13 protein-coding genes, 1 pseudogene and 1 riboswitch are annotated in these 15,466 nt (G+C 73.1%); of the genes and pseudogenes, 7 read left to right on the top strand and 7 right to left on the bottom strand.

Annotated features, from left to right (window positions below; genetic code table 11):
- Positions 1–855: an NmrA family NAD(P)-binding protein gene (locus ACFVU9_RS40050; protein ID WP_387602152.1), complete on the bottom strand. Its 855-nt coding sequence runs from the start codon at positions 853–855 to the stop codon at positions 1–3.
- A gap of 112 nt (positions 856–967) precedes the next feature.
- On the opposite strand from ACFVU9_RS40050, the gene ACFVU9_RS40045 reads away from it, so the two are divergent.
- The gene (locus ACFVU9_RS40045) at positions 968–1,912 is read left to right on the top strand and encodes a cupin domain-containing protein (protein ID WP_387602149.1); all 945 of its coding nucleotides are present in this window, start codon (positions 968–970) and stop codon (positions 1,910–1,912) included.
- Between the two features lie 113 nt (positions 1,913–2,025).
- Here ACFVU9_RS40045 and ACFVU9_RS40040 read toward each other — a convergent pair whose 3' ends face one another.
- The gene (locus tag ACFVU9_RS40040) at positions 2,026–2,373 is read right to left on the bottom strand and encodes a hypothetical protein (RefSeq protein WP_387602146.1); all 348 of its coding nucleotides are present in this window, start codon (positions 2,371–2,373) and stop codon (positions 2,026–2,028) included.
- A 303-nt stretch (positions 2,374–2,676) separates the two neighbouring features.
- On the opposite strand from ACFVU9_RS40040, the gene ACFVU9_RS40035 reads away from it, so the two are divergent.
- Positions 2,677–3,474 (top strand): hypothetical protein, encoded by a 798-nt coding sequence (locus ACFVU9_RS40035; protein WP_387602143.1) that lies wholly within the window; start codon positions 2,677–2,679, stop codon positions 3,472–3,474.
- A 126-nt stretch (positions 3,475–3,600) separates the two neighbouring features.
- Here the strand turns inward: ACFVU9_RS40035 and ACFVU9_RS40030 are convergent, their stop codons facing one another.
- On the bottom strand, positions 3,601–4,668 hold the full coding sequence (locus ACFVU9_RS40030) for a hypothetical protein (protein WP_387602140.1): 1,068 nt from the start codon (positions 4,666–4,668) through the stop codon (positions 3,601–3,603).
- Between the two features lie 411 nt (positions 4,669–5,079).
- Positions 5,080–5,460: a winged helix-turn-helix transcriptional regulator gene (locus ACFVU9_RS40025; protein ID WP_387602137.1), complete on the bottom strand. Its 381-nt coding sequence runs from the start codon at positions 5,458–5,460 to the stop codon at positions 5,080–5,082.
- Positions 5,461–5,535: 75 nt separating this feature from the next.
- Between ACFVU9_RS40025 and ACFVU9_RS40020 the strand changes: the two genes are divergently transcribed.
- A complete protein-coding gene (locus ACFVU9_RS40020; protein ID WP_387602134.1) occupies positions 5,536–6,465 on the top strand; it encodes an NADP-dependent oxidoreductase in 930 nt (309 codons plus the stop codon).
- 190 nt (positions 6,466–6,655) lie between these two features.
- Here the strand turns inward: ACFVU9_RS40020 and ACFVU9_RS40015 are convergent, their stop codons facing one another.
- From ACFVU9_RS40015 to ACFVU9_RS40005, 3 genes are all read right to left on the bottom strand, one after another.
- Positions 6,656–9,418 carry a BTAD domain-containing putative transcriptional regulator gene (locus tag ACFVU9_RS40015; RefSeq protein WP_387602131.1) on the bottom strand — a complete coding sequence of 921 codons (2,763 nt, stop codon included), beginning with the start codon at positions 9,416–9,418 and terminating at the stop codon, positions 6,656–6,658.
- A 291-nt stretch (positions 9,419–9,709) separates the two neighbouring features.
- Positions 9,710–10,051: a hypothetical protein gene (locus ACFVU9_RS40010; protein ID WP_387602128.1), complete on the bottom strand. Its 342-nt coding sequence runs from the start codon at positions 10,049–10,051 to the stop codon at positions 9,710–9,712.
- A 261-nt stretch (positions 10,052–10,312) separates the two neighbouring features.
- Entirely contained in the window at positions 10,313–10,897 is a 585-nt protein-coding gene (locus ACFVU9_RS40005; protein WP_380492520.1) for a TetR/AcrR family transcriptional regulator, read from the bottom strand.
- Between the two features lie 89 nt (positions 10,898–10,986).
- Between ACFVU9_RS40005 and ACFVU9_RS40000 the strand changes: the two genes are divergently transcribed.
- The 4 genes and pseudogenes from ACFVU9_RS40000 to ACFVU9_RS39985 all read left to right on the top strand — a co-directional run.
- Positions 10,987–11,787 (top strand): SDR family NAD(P)-dependent oxidoreductase, encoded by an 801-nt coding sequence (locus ACFVU9_RS40000; protein ID WP_380438859.1) that lies wholly within the window; start codon positions 10,987–10,989, stop codon positions 11,785–11,787.
- Between the two features lie 291 nt (positions 11,788–12,078).
- Entirely contained in the window at positions 12,079–13,083 is a 1,005-nt protein-coding gene (locus ACFVU9_RS39995) for an alpha/beta fold hydrolase (protein WP_387602125.1), read from the top strand.
- Between the two features lie 318 nt (positions 13,084–13,401).
- A complete protein-coding gene (locus ACFVU9_RS39990) occupies positions 13,402–14,526 on the top strand; it encodes an SDR family NAD(P)-dependent oxidoreductase (RefSeq protein WP_387602122.1) in 1,125 nt (374 codons plus the stop codon).
- A gap of 214 nt (positions 14,527–14,740) precedes the next feature.
- A riboswitch (M-box (ykoK) riboswitch) is annotated at positions 14,741–14,915 on the top strand.
- 306 nt (positions 14,916–15,221) lie between these two features.
- Positions 15,222–15,466 (top strand): annotated as a pseudogene (locus tag ACFVU9_RS39985) (manganese transporter); the annotation flags it as partial.

Raw genomic sequence — 15,466 nt, 5'->3', positions numbered from 1 at the left:
TCACGCACCTGCCCGTGCGGCCCAGGCGCGGGCGTTGCGCCGCGCGAACTCCCGGAAGGAGGTCGGCTTACGGCCGGTGACCTGCTCGACGTCCTCGTTGGGCGTGGACCCGTTGCCGGCGATGATGCTGTCGGTCAGCCAGCGGAGCATCACGGCGTAGTCGGCGGGGACGACTCCGGCGGCGACGGCGCCGCCGATCCAGGCCTCGGGGTCGAGGTCGTGGTGTGTGACGGGCTGTCCGGTCACGGCGGTGATGATGTCGGCGACTTCGCCGACCGTGAGGGCCTGCGGTCCGGTGGGCGCGTACCGGGCGCCGGCGTGGACCTCGGGGGCGAGCAGCGTCTCGGCCGCGACGGCGGCGATGTCGGCCGCGTCGACGAAGGCCTCGGTGCCGCTGCCGGTGGGGACCGTGATCGCCCTGTCGGCGACGGGCAGATGGGCGTCGGTGAAGTTCTGCATCACCCAGGCGGGGCGCAGGATGGCGTGGGTGATGCCCGTGCGGGCGGCGAGGTCGGTTTCGACGGCCTTGATGTCGATCTGCGGTGGGGCGTCGTCGGCGCCGTAGGTGCTCAGGTAGGTGACGTGGCGCACGCCGGCGGCTTCGGCGAGGTCGAGGAAGGCCGCGACCTGGTAGGCGTACGTCGCCCGCAGGACGGGCGTGACGAGGTAGAGGCTGTCGACGCCGCGCAGGGCGTCGGCGTGGGTGGCCGGGCGGTCCCAGTCGAACAGGACGTCGGCGCCGTGGCGGGCGGCGGTGCGGGCGTCCCGCCCCCGATCGGCGAGCCGCTTCGCGAGGAGCGAGCCGGTGCGGCCGGTTCCGCCGAGAACGAGCGTGGTGTGCGGTGATCCAGTCATGGATTCATCGTGGGCGTGGGGTGGTGAGCGGATCAATGTGTGAATCGCTCGTTCTTTTACGTCAAACGCTCCGATCGTTGCCCTCGGTGGTCGCTCTGCCGATACTGATCGGGTGGACCTACTGCGTGATCACCTTGCGCGGGCACGCGCCGGCGGGGCGGTCTTCGCCCGGACGGTCGCCGAGCCCCCGTGGGGGCTGCGGTTGGCCGGCACGATCCAGCTGTCCGTGCACACCGTCGTCCGCGGTCGGGGATGGCTGTGGTTCGACGCCCACGACCCGGCGCGCGCGGTGGAACTCGTGCCCGGCGAGGTGACGCTCGTACGCGGCGGCACGGACCACTACATCGGCCACGAACCCGGCACCGACTGCCTCGAACCGGACGAGTTCCGGGCACGGCACGCCCACGACGGGGAGGCGGACACGCCCGGGTCGACCGTGTTCCTCTGCGGCGCCTACCGGTTCTCCGGTGACATCGGCAACGGGCTGCTGGAGGCACTTCCCCGGGTCCTGACGCTGCAAGCGGCCGTCGGCGATCCGCTGCGGGACGTGATCGCCCTGCTCTCCCACGAACTGGCCGGCTCCGAACCGGGGCAGGCCACCGTGCTCGACCGGCTCCTCGACGTCCTCCTGGTGCTCGCCATCCGCAGCGACTTCCGCCGTAGCCCGACCGCGCCCCGCTGGTACCGGGCCTCCACCGACCCCCGCCTGAGCGCCGCCCTCCAGGCCATGCACGAGGACGCCGCCCACCCCTGGTCCGTCCCCGAACTCGCCGCGATCAGCGGCCTGTCCCGGGCCGCCTTCGCCCGCACCTTCCACGACGCGCTGGGCCAGACCCCCATGCAGTACCTGACCGACTGGCGTATGGCCCTGGCACGCGACCACCTGCGCACGGGCGAACTCGGCCTGGCGAGCATCGCCCGCAACGTCGGCTACGGCTCGCCCTACGCCTTCGCAGCCGCCTTCCGCCGCCACCACGGCGAACCACCCGGCGCCTGGCGACAACGGGAGACGACGCGCGACAGGGAACTCCAGCCGAGCGGCGCCCACATCCACTGAGCCGGTCGTTCGACGTGCTCGGCGCCCCCTGCTCCGGGGGCTCGATTACCCAGGTTGGAGCCTGCGAAGGTCGAGCTGCATGCAGGCCACCCGCTGGGCCCCGCGACTCGGGCTCAACCATCGAGGAGTCGGCTCCGCCACGAGCCCTCCACGCCCCAGGGGCTGTCGGACATCAAGAGCTCGGGGCGCAGCACGGTCCGGCGATCGAATTCGGCGTCAAGACGTGCGACCAGTCGACCGAGATCGACTCTGGCGCCCACGGGAAGCCACACCAGCACCGCTTGCAGGAGGTCGCGCGCGAGTATCGGGTTGCACTCGTCACAGCCCGTCTCGGGCTCTGGCAGGACACGTCCGGACTGGCTCAGATACCGCCGGCATTCAGCGAGAGCACCGGCCACAGCGCCGGTCCACAACCGGTCGTGCTCCAACCGTCGGATGGCGGCACGGGTCAGCCCGGACACGCCGCGGATGCGAACCGGCGCACCTCGTCCGGGCTGCCACTGCGAAGCGCGCAGCCCCTTCGGCCGCCTACGCGGCATTGCTCCTTCGGATCAGCACGGCGACATCCTTGCATGCGCGGTCCGCGACGCCCAGGGCAGGGCCTGAGGTGCTCTCGCTTCGCCGAAAGTAGATCACCGGCGTCCAGCAGCTCCAGACCCTCCAGCTTTCACCTGCCATCCACAGCCGAGCCCCCGCCGCGTCACCAACTGCCGGGCGGAGAATCTCGGTTGCCGACGCCGATCACGCAGTGGTCTGATGCCGCGGTGGCAGGTACGAGCATCACCCTGTGTCTCCCGGCGGAGGCGGCCGAGCGGGTCGAGGAGGCAGTCGCCGAGGCGATGGAGCCCTTCTACCTCGATGCCCCGGGCCGGGAGGAGAACCGCATCTGGGACTCCTGGCGGATCGTCGGCCGCGCGTTCAACGTGCTGCCCGGCCATGAGACGGATCCTCGGCTGGTCGCTCCTCACCCCAGCCGCTGGGGAGGTTACGTCGAGTCGCCGGTCAACGATGCGGGCTGGTGCGCCGGCGGGCCGCGCGAGTTGCTGGACTTCGGGGCCTCCACCGAGGAGGCCCGGCAACTGGCGGACGCGGTCTGGCTGCACTGGCACCGGTCGGCGGCCGAGTTGCCCGCCGCCCAGCCCTATGACGTGTACTACGGCCGCCATGTGACCGAGGGCTGCGCCTACTCCCGCGAACGGGCCGCGGCGGACTACTGGTCCCAGCCCCTGCTGCGAGCCTTCGAAGAGCACCGGGCCGGGCTCTCCACCGCGCGGTACTCCTCGAACTTCCTCTTCCTCCCCGACCCGGTCGTCCAGGTCGGACAGAAACCCCGGGAGCGGTTCGTCGAAGGGCGGGCGGCCGGGGCCCTGCCCCGACGCAACGTGCTCTCCCTGGGCGGCTGGTGGTACGAGGACGGCGGACCGGTCGCGCACGGTGCCTGCCGCCACCGGGATGACTGTCCGCACCGGCCCGAGCTGCCGGACGGTCAGCAGCACGTCGACCGCTACCTCGTCGACCTCCCGGGCGACACCCTCCTGGTCGGCCTGCACTGCCACGTGTGAGTCATCGTGTCGGATCGCCGCGAATGCACGGGGCCTGCTGCGGCAAGGGTGCTGTCGACATCGCCGCGTCCCGCCCCGGCTTACGGGCGGTCTCGGCCGGCAGGACGGTGCCCTACTGCGAAACCATCAGCCCTGGCAGGTCACCCGGAGCGCGGCCGCCGCGAGGTGGGCGTGGGTGGGCTGGCCGGAGCCCGTCCAGTCCTGGCCGCGGTTGTGGAGGCGGACGACCAGCGGGCCGCCCTGGGGGCGGAAGGTGCCCGCGTCCACCCAACTGCCGTGCCGGCCGACCTGGTCGACGGTGAACGAGCCGAGGTCGGCGCCGGACGCGCCGGCCACCGTGTAGTACGCGGGGGCACCGCCGACCTGCTGGACCGACGTCGAGTCCGGCACGTACACGGAGACGGCGCAGCCGGCCGCGCTCGCGCCGACGTCGAAGGTCCACAGCGCGTACGTGCTGTTGTCGTCCTTCGCGCGGTCGCCGGACATCGGCACCGCGTCGTACTGCCCGTTGCAGGAGTCGCCGGTATAGCCGCCACTGTTGACGGTCACCCAGCCGTCCGTGCCCTGGTGGAACGCACCGACCTCCTGGTAGCGCGCGCCCGGGCCGGAGCAGCCGGGCCCGGCGACGGCCCGGAAGCCGGCGGGCTGCGGCGCGGGCGGCACAGGCGACGCGGGTGGTGCGGGCGGTGCCGCCGAGGTGGGCGCCGCCGGGGCGGGCGTGGCTGTGGCGGCCGACGGCGTGGCGGCGGCGCTGGACCGGGCGGGCACGGCCGTCGGCGACGGCGGGTGCGTGTCGGTTGCGGACGGCGTGGCCGACGGGCTCTCCACCGTTGTGGCGGACGGGCTCGGTGACGGCGCCGGGTCCGGCGAGGCGGCCGGATCGGTGGGGGAGGACGTCGGCGGGTGCGCCCGGCCGTGTGTGCCGAAGGGCGAACTGCCGGTCGGTGCGGCGGCCGCGGCCGGGTCCCCGGCGGTGGCGCCGGGCTTGAGGAAGGGGACGGCGATCAGGAGGACGACGCCGGTGGCCATCGATGCCGCCATCGCCACCCGGCGCGCGTCCCAGCGCGAACGGTCGCCGAGGCGGCGCAGGTTCAGCGGCAGGCGCGCGGCGACGACGTCGACGGCCGTGCGAAGCCGCTCGGCGGCCGTGGGCCGGGGCGGGACTGGTTCCTCGGCGATCCAGGGGAGTTGCACGCCGGGGGGCTTCGGGCGGCCGGTCCCGTTCCCGCTCACCGGAGGCCCCCGTCGACGTCCGCAGCGGCCTCCAGGACCTGCCGGACCCCGGTGCGGGCCGGCCCTGACGGAACCCGGGCCGGGTCGTCGGCCGCGGCGGGTCCTGCCACCCCGACCGGCCTCGGCGGCGCGGGCACGGGCGGGGGCGGCGGGACGCACACAGCGAGGAGTCCCGTCACGACGAGCCCGAGGGCCGCCGCGCAGCAGACCAGAGCCGTTTGCCTCGGTGTCGCCGTAGTGGTCACGTTTCTCTCCCCGGATGACGGTGTCCGCCAGGTTGCACGGCCCGCCGGGCCCGATCTGTTCACGGCCGTTGGCCCCGGGCGATACCTGAAAGCGGCCGGGAGGATGCTCGGTGCCCTGGCAGGGGCCTCAGTCGCTCGGGGCGACCGGCTCGGGGTCGGCGTCGAGTGCGTCGAGCACTGCGTCGCCGTTCGCCCTCGCCCACTCGGTCAGCACGTGGATCGGATCGATCAGCGTCGCCCCGAGCGGGGTGAGCTCGTACTCGACGCGGGGTGGCACCTCGGCGTAGGCGTGGCGGCGGACGAGTCCGTGCGCTTCGAGCCGGCGGAGCGTCTGGGTGAGCACCTTGCGGGAGATGCCGCCGATCAGCTTGATGAGCTCGCCGTGGCGGACCGGGCCCTTGCTGAGGCCGTAGAGCACGACCACGGTCCACTTGTCGGCGATGAGCTCGACCGCCAGACGCGCCGGACAGTCGGAGAGAAAGGGATCGCCGGGACCGAAACCGCTCATGGCGCCAAAGGTACCTGCCGGTTCCTATCGGAAACCTAGCCTGGATTCCCTCCCCCCTACGAAGCCAGGAGAGTCATGCGAGCAATCACCCAGCAGACGCTCGGCGGTCCTGAGGTGCTCACCATCGTGGACGTGCCCGAGCCCCGCCCCCTCCCGACCGAGGTTCTCGTCCGCGTCAAGGCGATCGGGCTGAACCCGCTGGAGGCGCGCCTGCGCGCCGGCGAGTTCCCGCTGCTCGGCCGGCCGCCGTTCGTCCTCGGCTGGGACATCAGCGGCGTGGTCGAGGAGGCGCCGCAGACGTGGCGGTTCAGGCCCGGCGACGAGGTGTTCGGGATGCCGTTGTTCCCACGGGCGGCGAGCGCGTACGCCGAGGTGGTGTCGGCGCCGGCGTTGCACCTGGCACGCAAGCCGGCGTCGCTCTCCCACGTCGAGGCGGCGGGGCTGCCGGTCGTCGGGCTGACGGCGTGGCAGGGCCTGGTCGACCTGGGCGGCGTGACGGAGGGGGACCGTGTCCTGGTCCACGGCGGCGGTGGCGGGGTCGGCCACGTCGCGGTCCAGATCGCGAAAGCGCTCGGCGCGCACGTGATCGCGACCGCCGGCGGGAGCAAGCGGACGTTCGTCGAGGGGTTGGGCGCCGACGAGGTGATCGACTACACGGCGGTCGACTTCACTCGGGCGGTCCGCGACATCGACGTCGTGTTCGACACGATCGGCGGCGACACCGTCGAGCGGTCGCTCGCAGTGCTCCGCCCGGGCGGTCACCTGGTGACGGCGGTCGCCGAGGACGATGCGGAGCTCGCCGCCAGGTACGAGGCGGCCGGCCTGCGCTTCAGCGGCATCGCAGTCGACCCCGATCCGGTCGCCCTGCGAGGTCTCGTCGAACTCGTCGAACAGGGCAGGCTCCGGGTGCACGTGCAGGAGACGTTCCCGTTCGAGCGCGTCGTCGACGCGCACCGGCTGCTGGACCGCGGTCACCTCCAGGGCAAGCTCGTGCTCACCGTCTGATCCCGTCGTCGGGCCTCGCGTGAGCGAGGCTCCCCTGATGAGTGGCTGGCGACCCCCGCGTGTCCCAGGTGAGCTTGGACAGATTGGCGCCAGGGCCCAGCCGGAAGGCCCACAGCCCCGCCCGGCCACCTCCCCGGGCTGGACGGGCACGCGGACCCGAGACCTCCCCGGGGAGCCCGAGGGGCAGACCCTACGACGGCCCGCACTGCGCCAGCTGCGCCCGCACCCGCTCCACCTGCTTGGTCATCCGCCCCTGCTCGGTGGCGAGTTCGAGCGCCCGCTCCCAGTGCAGGCGGGCCTCGGCCGTGCGCCCGCGGTCGTACAGCACCTGGCCCATGACATCGGCGAAGTCGAACTCCGCGTGGGCGTGGTTGCCCTGGGCCCGGCCGAGTTCCAGCGCCCGGTGGATCTGCGCCACCGCCTCGTCGGGGCGGCCGAGTTCGCGCAGCACCTGGGCGTGGGTCTTGGTCGAGATCACCAGGTACGGGTCCGCCTCCCGGCCCGCGAGCAGGGCCAGCGACTCCTCGATCGGGGCGAGGGCGTCGGCCGCCCGCCCGGCCAGCCGGAGGGCGTCGGCGAGGTTGTTGAGGGCCTGGGACAGCGACCGGTCGTCACCCGCGGCCCGGGCCTCGGCGACCGTCTCCGTGAATCCGTCCAGGACGTCCCCGGGCCCGCCGTGGTCGCTCATGAAGCTGGTCCGCATGCTGAGGTAGCGGTGCCGGAGCACCGGGCGGCTCTCCGGGTCCGCGACGGCCACCGCCCGCGCGGACTGCTCCAGGGCCTCCCGGCGCCGGCCCAGCCAGCCCAGTGACATGCTGTGGTTGGAGTACAGGTGCGGCCAAGCCCCGGCGGTGCCGGCGGCCTCGGCGGCGGTGAGCGCGAGCCGGGCGGCCTCCTCCCAGGCGCGGAACAGGCCCGCGTCGAGGTAGAGGTAGCCGGCGTTCTCGACCATCCGGCAGGCGTGTTCGTGCCGGCCCCACTGGCAGGCCAGCGCGATCAGGCCCCGGACGGCGGGCTCCTCGGCCCGGAACCACGCCAGCGCGTCCGCCGAGGTGCCGAACTCCGGTGTGCCGCCCGACGGTTGCCACTCCGGGCGGTGGTGCCGGGCGTCCGGCCGGGCCAGGACCAGGCCGGCCGCCGTCGCGGCGAGGTAGTGGTCGAACAGCCGCGCCAGCGCAGCGTCGCGGGTCGCGGGCGGCAACTCCTCGGCCGCCTGCCGTGCGTACAGCCGCACGAGGTCGTGACGCTCGAACCGGCCCGGCACCACCTCCACCACCAGGTGCGCCAGGTGCAGCAGCTCCAGCGCCCCGGCCGCCGCCCGCGGGCCGGTGCCGGCCAGCGCGGCCGCAGCCGTGATGTCGACCTGCTGCCCCGGGTGCACACCGAGCAGCCGGAACAGCTCCGCCGTCGGCGCGGGCAGCGTCCGGACCGTCAGCTCCAGCGCCGCCGCGACGCTCAACGCGCCCTGGGTGGCGAGCGCGGCCAGCCGGGAGCGCTCGTCCGCGAGCTCCCCGGCCAGCGTCCCGACCCGCCAGTGCGGCCGGGTCGCCAGCCGCGAACCCGCGATCCGCAGCGCCAACGGCAGGCCCTCGCACAGCTCGACCACCCGCTGCGCCGCCTCCCGCTCCGCCTCCAGCCGGGCCAGGCCCGCGACCCCGGCGAGGACGCCGAATCCGTCGTCGGCGTCCAGCGACGGGAGCGGAAGCGCGCGGGCGCCCTCGCCCACGACGAGTTCGGTGAGCCGGTGCCGGCTCGTCACCACGACGGCGCAGCCGGGCTCGCCCGGCAGCAGCGGGCGCACCTGTTCGGCGTCCCGGGCGTTCTCCAGGAGGATCAGCACCCGGCGGCCGGCCAGCAGACTCCGGTACGCGGCGCCGGCCTCCTCCTCGGTGGCGGGGATCGCGCCCTCGTCGGCGCCGAGAGCGCGCAGCAGCTCCGCGAGCGCCTCCTCCGGGCGCAGCGGCTCGGTCTCGTCGAAGCCGCGCAGGTTGACGGCGACGCGCCCGTCGGGGAAGGCGGCGGCGTGCCGGTGGGCCCAGCGCAGGACGAGCGCCGTCTTGCCGACGCCGGCCGGGCCGGTGACGAGCACCGGCGGGTGGGGTCCGCCGTCGCCCCCGAAGTGCTCGCTCAGCCGGGCGAGTTCGGCCTCGCGGCCGACGAACCGGCCGGGCTCGCGCGGCAACCGGACCGTAGCGAGGGTGGGGGCGCAGACCTCCGCGAGGAGGGACTGCACCTGCGCCAGCGCCTCGCGCAGCGCCGGGCCGGGGTCGATCCCGGCTTCCTCGGCGAGCCGGCGCCGGGCCTCCCCGTACACAGTGACGGCCTCGGCGGACCGTCCCTCCTGGTGGAGGCAGAGCACGGCGAGGCGGATGAGCGACTCGCGCAGCGGGTGCCCGGTCAGGGCGGCGGTCAGCTCGGCCGTCACCGACCGTCCCCGGCCGGCCCGCAGCGACCGCTCGGCGAGCCCCTCCAGCGCCTCGACCCGCAGCGTCTCCAGCCGTCCGGCGGCGAGCCCACGGACCGCCTCCGAGCCGCAGTCGGCCAGGGCGGGCCCGCGCCAGAGCGCGAGCGCCTCGCGCAGCAGTGGCACGGCCGCCGCGTCACCGGCGGCGTCAGGGGCGTGCGCGCGGGCCTCGTCGAGGAGCCGGGCGAGCCGGTGGGCGTCGATCAGGTCAGGGTCGGCGTGCAGGACGTAGCCGGGAGCGCGGGTGTCGAGCCGGAGGCCGTCGGGGAGGAGCGTGCGCAGCCGGGCGATGTGCCCCTGGAGGGCGGCTCGCGCGGTGGACGGCGGGTCGTGGTCCCACGCGAGGTCGAGCAGCCGCTCGACCGGAACGACCCGGTTCGCCTCCAGGGCGAGCGCCGTCAGCACGGCCCGCCGCCGGCCCCCGCCGACATGGACGGGCTCGCCCTCGGCGGTCCGCAGTTCCACGGGCCCCAGCAGGAGAATGCGCACGCCACACCTGTGCTCTCAGTCCGTCCTCGGCCCCCGGCCTGCACCTTACTCATCGCTCCGGAACGGAACGAAGCAGGGAGCCGTGGCAGCCGTTCCCAGGGAATGCGGACGCCACGAGTGGCGCGGCGCTCCGTCAGGACCGGGGCGAACGCCCGGGCCGTGGCGTCGCGCAGTTCGGCGTAGGCACTCGCGAGAGGGCGTCCACGGTGGCCGGGGCGGCCCAGGGGTGAGAGATCTTGAGCCTGGCTGCCACCCGTCGCACCGCCTCCTTGTCCTCGGGCGAGGACCAGGTCACGGCCGCCCCGTCCGCTCGGGCGGGCCGAGTGCGTCGTCGGAGGGCCAGGGTCGGCCGTGGGGTTCGGGGGCCGTGTCACCAGCGTCGTGGCGTGGGCGCTTCGGTGCGCGCAGCGGTGTCGGGGAGGTGAGGGTCACGACGGCGAACTCGCCCGTGGCCCCTGACGCTTCGTGGCAGTCCAGTTCGAGCAGGCCCGCGTCGGCCAGGTCCTGGAGGGCCGTGCGCAGGAGGCCGGGTTCGACGCGCAGGGCCACGGCCGCGGCCGTCACCGGGAACGTCGCCGTCCGGGCGAGGTGCTGCCGCGGATCGGCGATGAGGTCGACCAGCAGACCTGCCACGATTCGCCCGTTCGGGAGCTCCCTGGCCCGCCGTGCCCAGTCGGCCGCCCAGTCCTCAACCGCCACCGTCTGCACCGGCTCACGTCCCTTCGGATCCGTCCGACACCCGGCCCCCGGTATCCGGCATTCTCCGGCCGCCCGGAGCGGATCGCCCGCCGGTACCGGGCCGCGTGCGCGTCTCGCCCGATTTTTGACCGAGAAGAAGGACTTGAGTGGCCCGTACATGACACTAACGGCTGTGCCGCTTGCCGGGCTGGTGCCTCAGCCGTCGCCCCTGACCGCGGTGAGGCACTGGTCGTAGAGGTCGGTCAGGTCGAGCCGGCCTTCGTGCTCGGCCCAGAGCTCGCTCGCCGTGTCGACGCAGGCGAAGACCGTCGCGACGATCGCCTTGGCGCGCGGGTCGGGCCCCTGGCCGGGGGCGGTGCCCAGTCGCGCCTGGACGACCGGGACGAGCTGGGTCTGCCAGTTCAGCCGCTTCTCGATGTAACGGGCGCGCAGGGACGGGGTGTTGAAGATCAGACGGGACAGTTCGAGCACTCGCTCGGGGGTGTGGTTGGCGGTGAGGACGGTCTCGAACCCGGCTCGCAGGGCGTCCCAGGCGGACACGGTGGCGGGCTGTTGCTCGACGGTCCGCTTCAGGAGCTCGCCGAGCGCGTCCTGGTCGCCGCAGACCAGGTCCTCCTTGGTGCCGAAGTAGCGGAACAGGGAGCGCTGCGAGACGCCCGCCTCGCGGGCGATCTGCGCGATCGTCGTCTGCTCGTAGCCCTGTTCGGCGAACAGCCGGACCGCCGTGTCGAGGATCTCCTGGACGGCGGCCTGCCGCGATCGGTCCCACAAGGTCGTCATGGGAACCCAGACTACCCCGCCTCTGGACAGTAGCTGCCTTTCTGGCATTAACTGCCAGCCAGGCAGTTACTGCACGCAAGGGAGTTGTCATGACAGCCGTCGACTACCACGGCCAGACCACGCTGATCACCGGCGCCAGCGCCGGTCTCGGTGCCGAGTTCGCCCGCCAGCTCGCCGCCCGCGGCTCCGACCTGGTGCTGGTCGCCCGCCGCAGGGACCGCCTGGAGGCCCTGGCCGGCGAACTGCGCGACCGCCACCGCGTCCGGGTCCACGTCCTGGCGGTGGACCTGGCCGAGGCAGACCCCGGGCAGAGGCTGGTACGGCAGGTGGACCAACTCGGCCTGCACGTCACCAGCGTGATCAACAACGCCGGATTCGGCACCTTCGGCCTCTTCCACGAGGCCGACCCGGCCCGAATGCGGCAGGAAATCGCCGTCGACGTGACCGCGGTGGCCGACATCAGCCGCGCCTTCATCGAACGGTTGCGGACGGCGGGCCGAGGAGTCCTGGTCAATGTGGCGAGCATGGCCGCCTACCAGCCCAACCCGCGGATGGCGCTCTACGGCGCGACCAAGGCGTTCGTGCTGAGCCTCACGGAGGCGCTCTGGGAGGAGTCGCGCGGCACCGGGCTGCGGGTGCTGGCGCTGTCCCCGGGCGCGACCCGCACCGAGTTCTTCGAGGTCGTCGGCACCGACCGGGCCGCCGGCGGCACGAGGCTCGCCGCACCCGTCGACGTGGTCCGCGCCGCCCTGGCCGCCCTGGACCGGCGGAACCCGCCGCCGAGCGTCATCGCCGGGCGCATGAACCGCGTCATGGCCTCCCTCGCCCGGCTGGCTCCCCGGCGGCAGGTCATCAGGGCCGTCGGCCGCATGACGGCCGCAGGGGCGTAGCGCGGAGGCGCGACGAGGCGCGCGGAGTCCGTCGTCGAGGAGCGACCTGGCGGCGGACCGGGTGGCGGGCCCATCGTCGGGCCCGTCCCCATGGGTGGGATCCCGGAGGACATCCGGCTGAAGCCGCGCGACCGTCGGACCAGCCAGGGGCTCCGGCCTGGTCCGCGGTCGGGGTCGGCGGGATTTGCTGAACCGGCAACAATGCTGGCTGCGGTCGCGGCACGGACGACAGGATCGGTTCGGACTGCGGCGCCGGTTCGGTGCCCGCGGATCGACGACCTCGGAGGATTCATGCCGCGACAGGCGCCGGAACTCACACACCGTCTGGTCTCCGCTCCGGCGGGCCGGATCCACCTGGTGGAACAGGGTGACGGGCCGCTGGTGCTCCTCGTGCACGGCTTCCCGGAATCCTGGTACTCCTGGCGCCACCAACTGCCGGCCTTGGCCGCCGCCGGATACCGGGCGGTCGCGATCGACGTCCGAGGGTACGGTCGCTCCTCCAGGCCCCAGGTTTCGACCGCGTACCGGATGCTCGACCTGGTCGAGGACAACGCGGCGGTGGTGCAGGCCTTGGGTGAGCGGTCCGCGGTGATCGTCGGGCACGACTGGGGCGCCACCATCGCGGCGAACTCGGCCCTGGTGCGGCCGGACCTCTTCCGGGCGGTGGGGCTGCTCAGCGTGCCCTACGTCCCGCGCGGCGGCCCTCGGCCGAGTGAGGTCTTCGGGCGGCTGGGCGGGGACGAGGAGTTCTACGTCTCCTACTTCCAGGAGCCGGGCCGGGCCGAGGCCGAGATCGAGCCCGACGTGCGCGCCTGGCTCGCCGGGTTCTACGCGGTACTGTCCGCCGACACCATGCCCGCGCCCCACGCGCCGGACCCGCACTTCGTCGCGAAGGACGGGACGCTGCGCGACCGATTCCCGACGGGCCGGCTGCCTGCGTGGCTCGACGAGGCCGATCTCGACGTCTACGCAGGGGAGTTCGAGCGGACCGGCCTGACCGGCGCACTGAACCGCTACCGGAACATGGACCGGGACTGGGAGGACCTGGCCGCCTTCGACGGCGCCCCGATCACCCAGCCGTCCCTGTTCGTCGGCGGCGGCCTGGACGCCTCCACCACGTGGCTGGCCGATGCGATCGAGGCGTTCCCCGCCACCCTGCCCGGCCTGGTCGCCTCACACGTGCTCGCCGGCTGCGGCCATTGGATCCAGCAGGAACGACCCGCCGAGATCAACCGAATCCTGACCGCCTGGCTCGCCGCCCTGCCTGACAGCGTCGCCCAGGGGATGATCCACTAGCGAGTGCCGAGAGGGGCCCGGCCCTGGTTGGTCTTCAATCTCGAAGACCGCGGCCGGGAGGCGGCAGCCGGGACTCTCTGGAATCCTGGCCGGGAAGCGCGGGCCGGGCACACAGCGAGGAGCCGCAATGTCCGGAGAGTTCGAGGACGCGGTTGAGCGGTCCTGACCCTGCTGCGGTCCGGGGCCGGTTTCCGGACCTGCCCATGCCCCAGCCGTTCGGCCTGACGGCGAGGCGTCCGCTCACCGGCGCCTCGCCGCCGTGAACGGCGCGGTCGCACCACAGGCCGCACTGCCGTTCCACCACCTGAGGAGTCCGTGATGGACCTGCGTCTCTCGGGCAAGGTCGCCGTCGTCACCGGTGCCAGCAAGGGAATCGGCCTCGCCGTGACGCAGGCACTCGCCGCCGAGGGCGTGAACGTGGTCGCGGTGGCGCGCGGCATCACCGGTCCGTTGACGGACCTCGCCCCGCGGGTGCATCCGGTCTCCGCCGATCTCACCACTGCGGACGGCCCCGCGTCCGTGGTCGAAGAAGCGGTCTCCCGGTTCGGGGGACTGGACATCCTCGTCAACAACGTCGGCGCCGTACACCCCCGCCTGGCCGGGTTCGCGTCCGTCACCGACGACGACTGGACCCAGGCGCTGACGGTCAACTTCCTCGCCGCCGTCCGCACCACCCGAGCCGCCCTGCCCCACCTGATCGACCGGGGCAACGCCTCGATCGTGACGGTGAGTTCGATCAATGCGTTCCTGCCCGATCCGATGGTCATCGACTACTGCGCGGCCAAGGCGGCGCTCACCAACTTCTGCAAGGCCCTCTCCAAGGAGGTCGGTCCGCGCGGGGTGCGCGTCAACACGGTCAGCCCCGGGCCGGTGTCCACGTCGTTGTGGCTCGGCGACGACGGCGTCGCGGCGACGGTCGCGAAAGCGTCCGGTGGAAGCCCGGAGGACATCGCCCGGAGTGCCGCCGCGCAATCCGCGACCGGCCGCTTCACGGCCCCCGCCGTGGCCCTGCTCGGGGAGCAGACCCACTACACCGGAGCCGCCCGAAGCGCCCCCTACCGCTGGTTCACCGATCCGACCGCCCGCGAGCGCTACCTCCCCGACGACCACGAGCTCAACAGCCGAGTGAACGTCGCACTCCTGCGGGCCGCGGCCACCCGGGAGGGACCCCGGTCGCCCGCCGCCCGCCTCGTGGCGAGCCTGGTGCGCGAGAGCGGGGAGTTCGCGGCACTGTGGGACCGCCAGGAGGTCGGCCTGAGGTGGAGCGACGCCAAACGCTTCGTCCACCCGAGTGTCGGGCGCCTCGACCTGTACTGCCAGACCCTTCAGGACCCGGACCAGTCCCAGTCCCTGCTCGTCTTCACCGCGACACCCGGCAGCGACAGCCACGAAAAACTGGCGCTGCTCAACGTCCTCGGCACCGACAGCTTCCCGGCCGGCTGAACAAGGCCACCTTCACGCGCGGGCCCACGGCAGCTTGCTCGACCGCTCCCCGGCTACGTGCTGGTCTACTACGCGGTCCGCGAGGTGAAGGAGATTTTCTCCAGCGAGCACTGAGCGGCACCGTCGCCATCGTTTGCTCAAGCCCTGTGCGTCAAGATTAGGCAAAGGTGGTCGGCGCGCAGCTCCACAGGGTCTACGCTTTACGAGGTTTGAACAGGCACCTCGTTCGGTGAGGCGTCTTCACGGACACAGGCCACTGACCCGACGACGTCGAGAGACGCCCAGGTTCAGGACAGATCTTCCCGACCTAAGGGTTGATCCCAAGTGGCTTCCCCCGCAAGGGGGATCACGCCGTGAAGTGCCAAAGCTCTGACGAGTTGGGGTGTACCGGTCGCCTTCGCGCGCCGGGACGCTCCTTGCCGTGTCGATGCGGCGCACAGTCGGTGCGCCCCCGGCCGGGAGGAGGCGAGAAACATGGACTGTAGTAGTCCGGGCCACAGTTGCCCCTACCCCCGCATGCTCTCGTACACCTCCGGCACGCGGTAACAACCTTCCCTGCGCGTCTTCCTGACGCACCATCAGTCCCGCACGGCCTCATGTCGTCGCGGCGCGCTGTGGTGCACCTGCTCGCAGGGGAATCGCTGCTGCGTGCCTCCTGAAGGCCCCCTCAAGGTAGGGGGCGGGGAGGACTCACCATGGCAAACGTCATGCTCGACCCGACGGTTCCCGGCCCGCGCAGCGCGGTGCTGGACGACGCCCACGTGGGCGACATCAAGGGTGCCCTCGGCACCATCAAGCTCGATGACAACGCACCACGCACCGGTCTGTCCGCGAGACTCAAGACGCTGCTGGCGATCATCGGCCCGGGCCTGATCGTCATGGTCGGCGACAACGACGCCGGCGCCTTCTCCACCTACGGCCAGGCCGGCCAGAACTACGG

The organism is Kitasatospora sp. NPDC057936 (assembly GCF_042887525.1).
Lineage (GTDB): Bacteria > Actinomycetota > Actinomycetes > Streptomycetales > Streptomycetaceae > Kitasatospora.
This window is presented reverse-complemented; position numbering and strand designations above follow the sequence as displayed.